General features: G+C 42.7%; 8 protein-coding genes. 2 read left to right on the forward strand and 6 right to left on the reverse strand.

The genetic code is table 11. The annotated features are described in order from the left end of the window. Window positions 1–4 precede the first annotated feature (4 nt). Window positions 5–448: a cold-shock protein gene (locus tag DXD68_RS19580; protein WP_122363179.1), complete on the reverse strand. Its 444-nt coding sequence runs from the start codon at window positions 446–448 to the stop codon at window positions 5–7. A 198-nt stretch (window positions 449–646) separates the two neighbouring features. On the opposite strand from DXD68_RS19580, the gene DXD68_RS19585 reads away from it, so the two are divergent. Both DXD68_RS19585 and DXD68_RS19590 read left to right on the forward strand, forming a co-directional pair. Continuing rightward, complete coding sequence (locus DXD68_RS19585; RefSeq protein WP_122363180.1) at window positions 647–3,394, forward strand: TonB-dependent receptor; 2,748 nt, start codon at window positions 647–649, stop codon at window positions 3,392–3,394. Window positions 3,395–3,398: 4 nt separating this feature from the next. After that, entirely contained in the window at window positions 3,399–4,421 is a 1,023-nt protein-coding gene (locus DXD68_RS19590; protein WP_122363181.1) for a DUF4249 domain-containing protein, read from the forward strand. On the opposite strand, the gene DXD68_RS19595 is transcribed toward DXD68_RS19590, so the two are convergent. From DXD68_RS19595 to DXD68_RS19615, 5 genes are all read right to left on the reverse strand, one after another. Next, a complete protein-coding gene (locus tag DXD68_RS19595) occupies window positions 4,393–5,292 on the reverse strand; it encodes an endonuclease/exonuclease/phosphatase family protein (protein WP_122363182.1) in 900 nt (299 codons plus the stop codon). The two genes, DXD68_RS19590 and DXD68_RS19595, sit on opposite strands and share 29 nt — an antisense overlap. A 42-nt stretch (window positions 5,293–5,334) precedes the next feature. Further along, entirely contained in the window at window positions 5,335–6,513 is a 1,179-nt protein-coding gene (locus DXD68_RS19600; RefSeq protein ID WP_122363183.1) for a glycosidase, read from the reverse strand. Between the two features lie 24 nt (window positions 6,514–6,537). Then, window positions 6,538–8,328 carry an aryl-sulfate sulfotransferase gene (locus DXD68_RS19605; protein WP_122363184.1) on the reverse strand — a complete coding sequence of 597 codons (1,791 nt, stop codon included), beginning with the start codon at window positions 8,326–8,328 and terminating at the stop codon, window positions 6,538–6,540. A gap of 65 nt (window positions 8,329–8,393) precedes the next feature. Then, window positions 8,394–10,049 carry a RagB/SusD family nutrient uptake outer membrane protein gene (locus DXD68_RS19610; protein WP_158585913.1) on the reverse strand — a complete coding sequence of 552 codons (1,656 nt, stop codon included), beginning with the start codon at window positions 10,047–10,049 and terminating at the stop codon, window positions 8,394–8,396. Between the two features lie 22 nt (window positions 10,050–10,071). Then, complete coding sequence (locus DXD68_RS19615; protein WP_122363186.1) at window positions 10,072–13,137, reverse strand: SusC/RagA family TonB-linked outer membrane protein; 3,066 nt, start codon at window positions 13,135–13,137, stop codon at window positions 10,072–10,074. Window positions 13,138–13,427: the final 290 nt, after the last annotated feature.

Below are 13,427 nucleotides of genomic sequence, written 5' to 3' on the forward strand. Positions count from 1 at the left end.
AGAGTTATTCCAAAGTGATGTTGATGGCATTCATGCCTTTCAGGCCACGTTCCAGGTCGAAGGTAACGGTATCGCCTTCCTCTACTTTTGAAAGCAAGCTGTTCACATGGAAGAAGTATCTGTCACCTCTTATCTGTTCTTTGATAAAGCCAAAACCTTTCGAAGTATTGAAAAAGTCTACTTTCCCTTTGAGAACGACAGGTTCTTCTTTTTCCTTTTTAGGTACCGATATCATAATCTCTTCCTGGTTAATTTCCTCTTTTTTTGTGTTTTCTTCCGGTGGTGTCGAGGTGATCACACCGTTTTCATCGACATAGGCGATCATGTCTTCAAAGCTGGTAGCCTTGGGAGCTAATTTCTTTTCTTCTTTCTTTTTCTGTTTTTCTGCTCGTTTAGCGAGTCTTTTTTTTTCATTTTCACGTTTATCAACTGTCATTGATCTAGCCATATAACTTTTGTTTTATAAGATGAATACTAAAATGGAGCGGGAGTATAATTAAAGGAGAGACCTGCTTAAAATAAATAAGGAGAACTGTGCTATAATGATTTATCTCTAACTCTTCCACAAAGATACGAAAAAAAGAGGGGATGAGTAGGGGTATTTACAAAAAAACTGTCTATTTAGTAGATATCAACAAATAACAAGATGAATAGAGTATACCCTGCAAAACAGTTTGCCCGTGTTACCTTGGTAGTAATGATGATGATTTTCGTTCTGTCAGGTCTTCAGGCCCAGACAAACGGTGTGGATGAAACACGGAAGGTTACGTTGAACATGCAGAAGGCTTCTGTCCGGGAGATCCTGGATGAGATCCAGAAGCAGGCCGGAGTAACTTTTTCCTATGAATCGTCTTTGTTGAGTGGGCTTCCGAAAACTACGTTCCGTGCGGATGATGAGGCACTGGAGAATTGTCTGACACGTTTGTTTGCCAATCTACCGGTGGTGTATAAGATGACAGGAAGGATAGTTGTTCTGAAGCGTAAACCCAAGCAGGTAACGGTCAGTGGTTTTGTGCGAGACAAACGGTCCGCCGAATCTCTGATCGGGGCCTCGGTTTATGAATCCGGAAGCCGTGTAGGAACGGCATCCAATAATTTCGGTTTTTTTAGCCTGATCTTGCCCGGCGGGGATATTACGATCCGTGCCTCTTATATCGGTTATACCGGTCGGTTGTATAATCTGACTGGTCTCGAACGCGACACTGTGCTGACTATTGAACTGGAACCTTCAGCATCTTTGCAGGAGGTGGTTGTGACCGGACAAAGTACCAGTAAGCAGTCTGTATTAAGTACCCAGATGGGAGCGTTGGAAATTAACCAGCAGACAATCCGCTCTACACCTGTGATGTTCGGTGAGGCAGATATTATCAAGACATTGCAGTTGACTCCCGGTGTATCGTCAGGGACGGAGGGAACAGCCGGTATGTATGTACGTGGCGGAAATGTGGATGAGAACCTGTTTCTGATCGACGGTAATCCGGTGTATCAGATCAATCATATCGGTGGTATTTTCTCGGCTTTCAATCCGGAAGCCATCAGCGGCATGGACTTCTTCAAATCGGGATTCCCTTCGCGTTATGGCGGAAGGCTTTCTTCAGTGGTGGATGTGCATATGAAAGAGGGGAATATGAAGGAATATCATGGGAGCGCCACATTAGGCCTGATCTCCGGTAATCTGAATTTCGAGGGACCTATTGTGAAAGACCGTACCTCTTTTAATATATCTCTGCGCCGTACCTGGCTCGATGTATTGTCGGCTCCGGGTCTTGCCATAGCTAACAAGATTACGAAGAAAAATGGCATCCGTACCCGTGCACGTTATGCCTTTCATGATCTGAACCTGAAAGTGAATCATATATTTAACGATCGTAGCCGTATGTATTTCAGCTTGTATAACGGGAATGACGTGCTGAAGGGAGGAAGCTCCGATTTTCCTTCAAGCTCTCATCCGGAAGACAGTTATAATTATGATACGGATGTTTCCTTACGTTGGGGAAATATAATGGCAACAACCGGTTGGACCTATGTGTTCAACAATCGTTTGTTCGGAAAGTTTTCCGGTGTCTTTACCCGCTATCATTCCAAATTGAGGAGTACTGATCATGATCTTGAAGGAAAAGAAGGTGATAGCGACTATTATGAAAGGTTTAGTGAAAACACTACCAATACCGGCATTATGGACTTGGGAGTACGTACCTCTTTTGATTATCTACCGGTTCATTCACATCATATCCGTTTTGGAGGAGATTATCTGGTACATCGTTTTCGCCCGGAATACAATCATTCGTCTTCCTTTGATAAAAGCCAAGGCTTTATTTCCGAAATTAATAAAGAGTACGCCAACGATTTGTTATGGGGACATGAGGCCGGAGTCTTTGCTGAAGATGACTGGACTTTGTTACCGTCTGTCCGCATAAATGCCGGGGTGCGCTTCAGCCTATTCAATGTGCAGGGAAAGACATATACCGGACTTGAACCCCGTGTGTCTCTTCGTTGGCTACTGGCTGACAATTTAAGTTTCAAGGCTTCTTATTCACGAATGAACCAGTATGTACACTTGATCAGTAACAGTTTCATCAGCTTGCCTACTGATGCCTGGATGCCGGTAACACGGAAATTGAAACCGTTAGTCAGTGATCAGGTTTCTGCCGGTTTTTATTATGATCTCAATAAAACCTACAGCTTTTCTGTTGAAGGATATTATAAGACAATGGATAATTTGCTGGAATATCGTGACGGACATACTTTTACCCCTTCTTATCTGAATTGGGAAGATAAGTTGACTGCCGGCGACGGACGTGCTTATGGTACTGAATTTATGGTACGCAAGGAAACCGGGCGCACGACAGGATGGATCGGTTATGGTCTTTCCTGGGCCGACCGTAAGTTTGATGAATTGAATCTGGGGGAACGCTATCCGGCACGTTTCGATAACCGGCATAAACTGAATATTGTAGTAATGCATAAAATATCTCCGAAAGTGGAAATATCTGCAGCCTGGTCGTATGCTTCAGGAAATCATGTCACACTATCGCTTGAGAATTATGAAGAACAGGAAACAGGAGGACGTTTTGATTATACGGGAGGATATGGAAATGATCTATTGTACAACTCTATAGATTATTATGAAGGGCGCAATAATTACCAGCTGCCGGCTTATCACCGTCTCGACCTAGGATTGAAAATCTATCGTCCGAAGAAGAAAGGGCGTATGGGAATTTGGACAATCAGTATTTACAATGTCTACTCACGCATGAATCCGTTCATGATCTATAAGAGCGATAAAGAAGTGAAAGATTCGAATAGTACATACGGATATAAATATGTTCCGGTATTTAAAACTGTTGGTATAATGCCTATTATACCATCTATTTCTTATACATATAAATTCTGATGTTATGAAAATGAGTATAAAGTATTTTTTCTTACTGAATTTTGTTCTGTTGGCATCTTCCTGTACGAAAGTGGTTGATTTGGAGCATTTGCGTCCGGAGTCAAAGCTGGTATTGAATAGTGTGGCCTCTCAGGGAGAACAGTTGAAAGCCTCTTTATCACGTACCTGGTTCTATACGGATGAAAATCCGAATGTCGTTATTAAAGATGCCCAGGTGGATTTATATGTGAATGACCGTCTGGTAGAAACAATGAGTTGGGATGTAGAAGAAACGGAATATTATTCTATAGGTAATTATGTTTCTTCTTATCATCCGGTTTCAGGCGATAAGATCCGAATCGAAGCATCGAAAGACGGTTTTAAAGATGTTGTCGCCGAGGAGATCGTTCCGGACCGGCCTTCACTGCTCAGTTTTTCTGCAGAAAAAATTAAGGCGCATGACCCCTATGCTTCCAAAGATACAAAAAATCGCTTTAAGGTGACCTTCAAGGATGATCCTGATGCTGTCAATTGCTATATGATCAATTTTCAGATAGCCAGACCTATACCGGAATATGATGACGAAGAATGGTGGACTAAGCCTCCTGTTTATAATGGAGAATACAGGTGGGAACGTGCTTATATCGACTATGCTTCCGAGCCGTTATTCGGAAATAAAATCTCTATTTTGGATAAGGTGATGGGGAATGATTGGTTATCGGGTTATAATGGTCGCCCTTTTTCGGATGAACAGATAAATGGAAAAGAATACACAATGACCTTGGAGGAAAGTTCATATGCATATTATTATGGAGACTCTAGTGATCTGCCGGATTCCGCAAGAGTGTATCTATATGCCATATCTGAACCTTATTATCGATATTTATCCGCTTTGATATCTTTGTATGAAGGTTCTTTGAATAATGACCTGGCCGATGTCGGACTGGCAGAACCGGTCCGGGCGTTCAATAATATCAAGGGTGGCGTCGGGATATTGGGAGCTGTGTGTGTGGACAGTCTTACGGTTGCAATTCAAAAATTAAACTGACCGGATAATGATCCGAAATTCCTTCCAGGTCTTTTCCATTATGGACGGATGCATGGACGCATCGGGGAGCCAGGGAAGGAGAAACCAGAATATAATCCAGGCGCTCACCGAGCATTTTCAGACGCGGATCGCCCCATTGCCATTCGTAGAGAGTGGCAGCGGGATATGACATTCGTTTGTTGGCAGGGGCGAACATCTTGACAGGATCGGCAAAACCGATGGAGAGGAATTGGGATAAGACGGAGTAATCGAACTGTTCACCACGCATATTTCCATATTCCGGGTGTTTCTTATCCCATCCCAGCATATTCTTTCTGAGCTCGGTATGCGTTTCAACCTCGTCGGCATCGAAAGGAGAATAAGCATTAAAATCACCCATCACCAGGCACTCGTTGAGTTCGTTTTCCCGAATATATTGTGTGATGGCAGTCGCTTCTTTCAACCGGTATTCCCATTCGAACGGGCTGAGGTGGGTAACGATGATATCCAGCTCGTAGGTCTGTGCATGCAACATACCGTGCCAGAAGCCTTCGACCTGCTTTTTGATCACCCGGATCGGTTGACGGGAAGTAAGTCCTACCGGATATCCTTCCTCCTTTACGATGGCTACATACGGATGGCCGTAAGAGGCTGCCAGTTCCGACAAGTCTTTTTCTGTAAATCCCACGAGTTCTTCCAAAGCCACAATCTGCGGTTTCTGCTCATTCATCCAATCGACGAAACGCGCTCTCCGAGCAGCATCCTTTTCAAATCCATTCCAGATATTGTAAGAAATGACTTTGAGTGTTTGCTGATTCGTATCCTGGGCGATTCCCTTGAAAGAGAATGTGAATAGTAAGAAAAACAGGCTGATCGCTTTGAAGATTTTCATGGTAATGTATGTTTTATTCTTTCTTTATAAAGTATGAACGTTTTATTCCCTCTTATATTGTTTGTTTTTGTCAATCAACTCATTGATCCGCGCTACAGAAGCAGCAGACCGGAGGCCATCGGGCGGGGTATTCAAACAATAATCGACTAATACCTGTATATTTGAAACTGCCACATGCATCCGCGTGTCACTAGATGCATAATAGATGAATACCTTGCCGTCTTCATCGGCAATCCAGCCGTTGGAGAATAATACGTTGGAGACATCCCCCGTACGTTCTTCGCCGACAGGTGCCATGAAATAGCCTCCGGGCTGTGCAATAACTTTGGTCGGATCTTCCAGTGACGTCATGTACAGATAAAGCACATAACGCAAGCCGGCAGCACATCCCCTGACTCCGTGGGCCAGATGCAACCAGCCCGCCGGAGTCTTGATAGGATGCGGTCCTTCCCCATTCTTGACCTCTTTGATAGTATGATAGTGGCGTTTATCTATAATTTGTTCAGAGAGAATAGATGCATTCGTTATATCATCGATCAGGCTCCAGCCTATGCCGCCTCCGCTTCCGGCATCGATAAAGCCGTCTTGCGGGCGAGTGTAGAGGGCATATTTCCCGTCGACAAATTCCGGATGAAGGACTACATTGCGCTGCTGGCTTTTTGATTTCAGGTCCGGTAGCCTTTCCCAGTCAATCAAGTCTTTTGTGCGGACAATTCCGGCTTTTGCCACGGCTGATGACAAGTCACCCGGAGCGGCAGCCGGATCATGGCGCTCGCTGCAAAAGATACCGTATATCCAACCGTCTTCGTGGGCGGTCAGGCGCATGTCATATACGTTTGTCTCCTCCGGGTCTATGTCCGGCAGGTTGACCGGCCGTTCCCAGAACCGGAAGTTGTCCACCCCATTCGGACTCTCGGCAATGGCAAAGAATGATTTACGGTCCCAACCTTCTACACGGACCATCAATAGATACTTATCCTTCCACTTTATCGCCCCGGAGTTCATACAGGCATTTACCCCGATACGCTCCAGACAGTATAGGTTGGTATCCGGATTTAGGTCATATCTCCATTCTAATGGGATATGATTCGCTGTTACAACTGGGTAAGCATAGCGGGTTATTATTCCATTATCTTCAACTACGAGCAGATTTTCCCTTTCCAACAGAGCTTTCTGCTTATTACGCAGAACTTCAATTCTATTTTGAAAACTAATTTTCATGGCTTATATAATTTCATTCGACTGTTACATACCTTCCGGGTAAAGGCTAAGGCGAGTACCCCGATGGAAATTAGTACATATTTCCATCTCGAAAACTATTTCATTTGTTTGCGGATCAATTTCTATAATATGTCCTCCATATGTACCATTGCTTAATTTGTTTCCCATACCCGGGCAGAAAAGAACATGATTTGTTTCCGGTAAATATTGTACGGACGACATGGCAGCGGCATAACAATCCTCCCGTTCACTTCCGTACGACCAAACCTGTCTGACTGTCTTGTTCGTTTCGTCAACTTCATATTCGACAATACGACTGTATTGGCCAGGCTCGGTGAATACTTTTGATATATAATTGCGGGCGTAACCATTGTCGAAAACAAGTATATGGCCATTCGGCATAATGACAGGTGTATGTTGTCCCCAGGGCCAGTCAAAATCCGGACTGCTTTTTTCTCCGCTTATGACTTGTGGATCTGTTATTTCATTACCGTTTTTATCTAAAGGCTTTAATAAATACTTGTTATATTCTGGACGCCAGTTTTTATGCGGACTGATGATCCATGCTAATTCACCATTTCTATGGTATTTAAAAACACCCTGAAAGCGGGCAGATGCGAATATATCATCGCCCCAATATTGTACAGCATTGTGATGCGCCCAGTTACCTTGTGTCTGTCCGAAAGATGCTCCCGGCAAAGATGGATCTGTTGCTGCATAACGAGCTGAATCCAGTATTTGTGCCAGATCCCATGCCTGAGTAATTGTACCTTCATTCGGGCTTATCTCAATAACGTGGTCATAGATACGTGACTGGCCTGTATTTAAGGTGGCATCCATTTTTGTAACGGCTACTAACAATTTGCCGTTTTCTCCTATGACCGCTTCATGATGAAAGTTATATCCTAATGCTTTTAAATCCCATTTTCTGACCACTTCACCCAGAATATTGACTTCGGCTACCTGGTAATTGTTTGCATCTCCAACTAGATAATTACCATTCTCCAACCGGTGTAATCCGCATTGGGCTCCGATGTGTAACAGATCCGGAGAGGTGCGCCAGTCCAATACCCAACGAATCTCTCCGTCAGCATCCAGCATGTAAGGGCATGAAGTATCGGCTTCACTTGCTCCCGGGTCATTCAGTAAGACCATTCCCGGCTCCATTTTATCGATTAAAGCCTTCTTAACTTTAATATAACTTGGAAGTGCTGTGATATTCAACGGGCTTGTTTTTATTGTCGTCTGTGTGCGGGCGCGTTCATTCCCGTTTTTATCTGTCATAACAATGCTAATCGTATTTTCATAATCCGGATATAATCCCAAAATGGTCAGATTCTGGTTTTCTCCATAATTACTGAAAAGATATTCAATGGTACCGTGGCTGCCTTCTTTACCGTGAACGATAATTTTGGCACGGCCTTTTACCGGAAAGGCAGCAAATATATTAGCCGCCAAAGGATTATATCCGGATGGGTTCAGTTTGACTGTCTGAATCGCATTATTTATATTTTTCCCTAAAGTAGGAATCGAAATTTCTTGCTTGTTGTTAAATGTCAGAACGGTGTTCCATTTCTCGTAGTTTTCGTTGACCGACTCTACGATGTCGGTTGGGATATCTATACTCCCGGTTTCAAAAGTAAGCGTGTAATTGTTATCATTGTGGGCAATGTCTTTTAACAAACTGCCCTCTTCAATAAATGTTTGTATTTTTGAAGTCTCTCCACTAGTATTGATAATCGTTTCTTCCTCGTCACATCCTGAAAGACAAGTGAGCATTACTATAGCTGTAAATAAGTATTTAGTGAGTTTCATAGGAGTGGTGATTTAAGAAAAAAGGGAGAGGGTTTACTCTCTCCCTTTTTTGTATTATTAATTATTTATTCCCAACCTTCAGTCTGAGTACAAAGACTGTTGTTGTTCATTTCCTGGAAAGGAACAGGCAGCCAACGGTATTTAGCAGTGAAGCTGGCGCCTCCCTGTGTTTTTTGGTCAACCAGGAACGCTTTCAGTTCATCGTTATTGAACCAATGTTTCAGATAATACCAACGTGTACTTTCTTCTACTAATTCTAGCATATTCTGGTGCTGAATTTCTTTCATCAAGTCAGCCTGGCTTCCAAATGTCTTTTCTGCTAGACCGGCACGGTCACGAACCCGCTTCAGTGCAGCATTAGCACCTGCGATATCATTTGTTTGAGCACATGCTTCTGCATACATTAGCAATACTTCAGCAAAACGCATAACACGATAGTTCATTTTACGGGAACTCCAGGTGGTTTCACCTCCATAGAAACTGCAACCACTTTTACTCCACCATGCACTGTATTTTTTCAAAAGGAAACGGCCTTCTTTTCCGTCGATAGTAGGATAATCAGGTTTGCCTCCAAGTAATTTTTTACCTAAAGCAACTTGCCACATAGGGTCGAAATCAACATCATTGTACCATGTTTCATCAGCTTTTGTATCATTATAATCAGAATATTTGAAATACATTGTAGTATACATACGTTTGTCCCAACGTGAATCAGATCCTGCAGGACGTTCTTCTGCTATGAACTCATCTACTAATGCTGCAGAAGGCTGCATTTTGTACCAACCACCACTGGCAGGCAGGTCCGGACCAAAGAAGTTGGCCAATACATTACCCATGTTGGCATCTGTACCTTCACCGCTGTTCCAACGTCCGGATTCGTCACCGAACTGGTCGTAGTTCAATTCAAAGATAGATTCTTTATTAAATTCAGTATCATCGCGGAAGTTGTCAGCATAATCTTCCATCAAATCGTATGAATAAGGAGCCTGCATCAGTTTTCCTAATTCTGTTTTTGCATCTGCATATTTCTTCTGGAACAGATAACTCTTTCCAAGGAAAGCAATAGCAGCCCCTTTGGTTACACGTCCGTTTTCAGTAGCGGGACGGCTTTCGGGTAATAATTCGATCGCTTTTTTCAGATCGTTTTCAGCCTGTGCCCAAACTTCTTCTGCAGAAGACATTTCTTTTGCTATATCCAATGTGGAAATGACCGGTTCCGTACGGATGATAGCCTTGCCATAGTTAATCGCTAACAGATAGTAATTAAATCCTCTGAAGAAGTAAGCTTCACCACGGATAGGATTCTTTATTTCATCTTTTACGGGGCAGTCTTCTCCTGTATTTTTCAAGAGTACATTGGAGCGTTGTATTGCAGTGTATAAATAATCCCAAGGGTTACCGTCTGTTTCCGGTGAGTTATTGAATATAACATAATCCCATGTGAACTTTTCTTCACCGACAGTTGTATAGATATCGTCAGCTAAACTATTGTTAGGGGCCTGAAAACAGTTGTATGCTCCGTAATAGCCATAGACACTGGCGCGAACTCGGTTATAAACAGTTGCTATAGCGGCATCCAGGTCATCAGCACTCTGCCAGTATGTAGCGTCTGTGGGACGGTTAGGATTGACTTCATTCAAAAAGTTGGATTCGTTGCATGAGCATAGAACAGAACTTGCAGCCAATGCCAATAAATAATTTTTTATCTTAGTTGTTTTCATAAAATACATCTCTTTTTAATCGTTAGAAATTAACTTGCAAACCAAAAGTGAACGTACGGGGGGTCGGATAACGACCATGGTCACAACCACGGCTCATAACACTGGTATCTTCACTGTCTGTACCTGCTCCGCCATTTGAGCCCAGGTCAGGATTATAGCCTTTGTACTTCGTTGCCATAAAGAGGTTTTCCATTGCTGTGTAAATACGTACATTCTGCAATTTGATCTTTTCTGTCCACATTTTCGGCAGTGTATAGCCCAGTTCCAATGTTTTCAGACGGAAGAAAGAGCCGTTTTCCAACCAACGATCGGAGATAGCCTGGTTGTTCTTGTTTTCATCGTCTGCAGTGTAACGTGGCATATCAGTATTACGGTTATCTTCACGCCACTCGTTTAATACATCTGTAGAAACGTTGGTTGTACCGTTTTGCATATAAGAAGTTCCGTAACGCATGGAGTTAAATACTTTGTTACCAAAAGTTCCATCAAAGAACAAGCTAAGGTCAATGCCTTTATAAGCTCCGGTAAGGCTTAAACCCATATTCAATTTTGGGAACGGATTTCCACAATACTGCTGGTCGCTGGCGTTGATCTGTCCGTCACCGTTATAATCGATAAATTTAATATCGCCCGGTTTAGCCTTCGGCTGGATAATTGTACCTTCCGCATTGGTATAGTTGCGGATTTCTTCTTCACTCTGGAAAATTCCGTCTGTTTTGATCAGGTAGAATGACCCGATAGGCTTACCTTCCTTAGCCCAGGTAATTGTACCTCCGCCATTTGGGTTGAAACCTGAAATTTCCTGTTTTGTAACAGTTTGGATCTCTTTCAGGTTATTTTTGATGTGAGAAAGGTTCAGACCTACTGAATAATAGAATTCGCCTACTGTGTTACGGTGGTTTAATGAAAGTTCAAAACCTTTATTTTCAAGTAAAGCTGCGTTCATAACGGGTGCGCTGCTCATACCACCGCTGGGTGCTTGATTAACACTCATCAACAGGCCATCTGTTTTCTGAATAAAGTAATCGGCAGTTACACTAAAACGGCTGTTCAGGAATGATGCATCCACACCGATATTGGTTGTCTTTGTTTTTTCCCAGGTTGTTTCCGGCGGAGTTACCCATTCTGAATTAGTGATTTGGCCTACCCACCAGTTTCCTCCTTGTACATAGTTGAAGCCGTCTTTAATAGTACTTTGTGTCTGATATTCGTCGATACCGTTTATGTTACCTAAAACACCGTAGCTGGCACGTAGCTTTAATTCGTTTACAGTATTCTTTGCTGACTCGAAGAACGGTTCGTTCATGATATTCCAGCCTACTGATGCCGATGGGAAAGTACCGTAACGGTGACCGTCGACAAAACGGGAAGAACCATCCCGGCGAATAGAGGCTGAAATTATGTAACGTGAATCGTAGCTATACATTGCACGGGCGAATAAAGAAACCAATGTACTGGTTGTTTGACTACCACCGGCTGTACTGGAACTTGCCAAACCGGCTCCAATCACTCTGATTCCGTCAGGCATACCGGTACGTTTTGCATTGAAACCACGGGAGTTATCTTTTTGAGCAGAGTAACCTAACAATCCGGAGACAGTATGTTTTCCGAATGTATTATCGTAATGCAATGTATTTTCAAGTAGCCATCTGTCACCCCATGTAGTACCTTCTGCTAAACTGTTATCCATGTTTTTGCTGGAAGAACTGAAATAATATGGTTCAATGAAGTCATAGCTTCTTCGTGTTGTTTTGTCTATACCGACATTAAATTTATATTTCAGGCCTTTCAATCCTAAGTCGACTTCAGCGAAAGCATTGACCAACAGGTCTATACCATGTTTTTGACGATCGTAAGCTTCTACATAACCGACTGGGTTGTCAATCTGGCGTGCCCAAGCTGGAACAGTACCCCAATGCCCTCTATAATCCTGATTGCTTTCGTTGGTGCCGTCATCATATACCGACATAACCGGAACCGCACGTAATGCAGAGTTAAAGCTGATATCGTCATAATCCTGATCCCATATTTTCATCATGATCGTGCTACCTACACGAAGGTGGTTGTTGAAGAATGAGAAGTCATTTTTAGCACGTAAGTTCCAGGCTTCATAACCGGTAGTCTTTACGATACCTTCCTGATTCAAGTAACTGGCAGAAACATTGAACGTAGATGTTTTGTTACCGCCTGAGATATTCATTGATACTTTGTTTACAGCAGCCGTGCGATATAATTCATCCTGCCAGTCAGTTCCTTTTCCGTTCCAACCGGTAAGTAACGGCTGGTCTTGTGCTATGTTATTCAATTTGCAGTAATCGCGGAATTGATTTCCGTCGAGTACATCTATTTTGCGCATCATTTTCTGTACACCGGTATAAGCATTTACATCTACGCGGGTCGGCATTTCCTTGTGTCCGCCTTTTGTCGTGATCAATACAACACCGTTTGCAGCACGTGAACCGTAAATAGCAGCTGCAGATGCGTCTTTCAATACATCGATTGACTGGATGTCGGATGGTTCTACCATATTGATATCACCATATACACCGTCAATTACATATAATGGAGAAGATTTGCTCAAAGAATTGACACCGCGGATATTGATGTTCATTCCTTCACCCGGTTGACCATTCGCGGCGGAAACTGTTACACCTGCAATACGTCCCTGTAATGCGGAAGAGGCATTACGTGCCAAACCTGCCTGTAACTCTTTTCCTGAAACAGAGGCTACAGCACCTGTTAAATCTTTTTTCTTTACTGTACCGTAACCGATAACTACAACTTCATCCAGTTGTTCGCCTTCTGCCATTGTAACATTAATGACATTCTGGTTGTTAACAGCTACAGTAGAAGCTTGCATACCGACAAAAGAGAATTCAAGAACTTGCCCAGGGGACACACTGATAGAGTAGTTACCATCAATATCGGTTGTTGTACCTTGTGTGGTTCCTTTAATAACAACTGTTGCTCCGATGACCGGATTGTTCTCCGAGTCTTTTACCGTACCTTTTACGGTCATTGCTTGTTGTGCCCAACTTGAGAGTGTGAAAGCACCTAGCAATAATGAGAAAGCTAGTTTTCTGTTCATAATGTTTGTTTAAAGATTAATTTGTGTATTTTCATCTGATGCAAAGGTAAGGTGTCGGAGGAGGGGAAATCAAGTAGAATTTTTGCGACATATAATGAATCTTGATCAATTATTGAGAGGTATACAAGCTCTATAGAGAGTCTTTTTCGTCGAAAATAGTATGATAATATTTCATCAGAGGGGGCGATTGAAGTGAGTGGAATGTCAAAATCTTATTAGTTTGTGATAAATTTGTATTGTGTTTTATAACATGTGTTAATTTTGGGCACTTTGTGATGGAAGACTTTCTC

Source organism: Parabacteroides sp. TM07-1AC (genome assembly GCF_003480915.1).
GTDB classification, from domain to species: Bacteria; Bacteroidota; Bacteroidia; order Bacteroidales; family Tannerellaceae; genus Parabacteroides; species Parabacteroides chongii.

Excerpts from the sequence above, each read along its gene's own strand:
- DXD68_RS19580 (WP_122363179.1), bottom strand. The coding sequence starts at position 448 with ATGGCTAGATCAATGACAGTTGATAAACGTGAAAATGAAAAAAAAAGA.
- DXD68_RS19585 (WP_122363180.1), top strand. The coding sequence starts at position 647 with ATGAATAGAGTATACCCTGCAAAACAGTTTGCCCGTGTTACCTTGGTA.
- DXD68_RS19590 (WP_122363181.1), top strand. The coding sequence starts at position 3,399 with ATGAAAATGAGTATAAAGTATTTTTTCTTACTGAATTTTGTTCTGTTG.
- DXD68_RS19595 (WP_122363182.1), bottom strand. The coding sequence starts at position 5,292 with ATGAAAATCTTCAAAGCGATCAGCCTGTTTTTCTTACTATTCACATTC.
- DXD68_RS19600 (WP_122363183.1), bottom strand. The coding sequence starts at position 6,513 with ATGAAAATTAGTTTTCAAAATAGAATTGAAGTTCTGCGTAATAAGCAG.
- DXD68_RS19605 (WP_122363184.1), bottom strand. The coding sequence starts at position 8,328 with ATGAAACTCACTAAATACTTATTTACAGCTATAGTAATGCTCACTTGT.
- DXD68_RS19610 (WP_158585913.1), bottom strand. The coding sequence starts at position 10,049 with ATGAAAACAACTAAGATAAAAAATTATTTATTGGCATTGGCTGCAAGT.
- DXD68_RS19615 (WP_122363186.1), bottom strand. The coding sequence starts at position 13,137 with ATGAACAGAAAACTAGCTTTCTCATTATTGCTAGGTGCTTTCACACTC.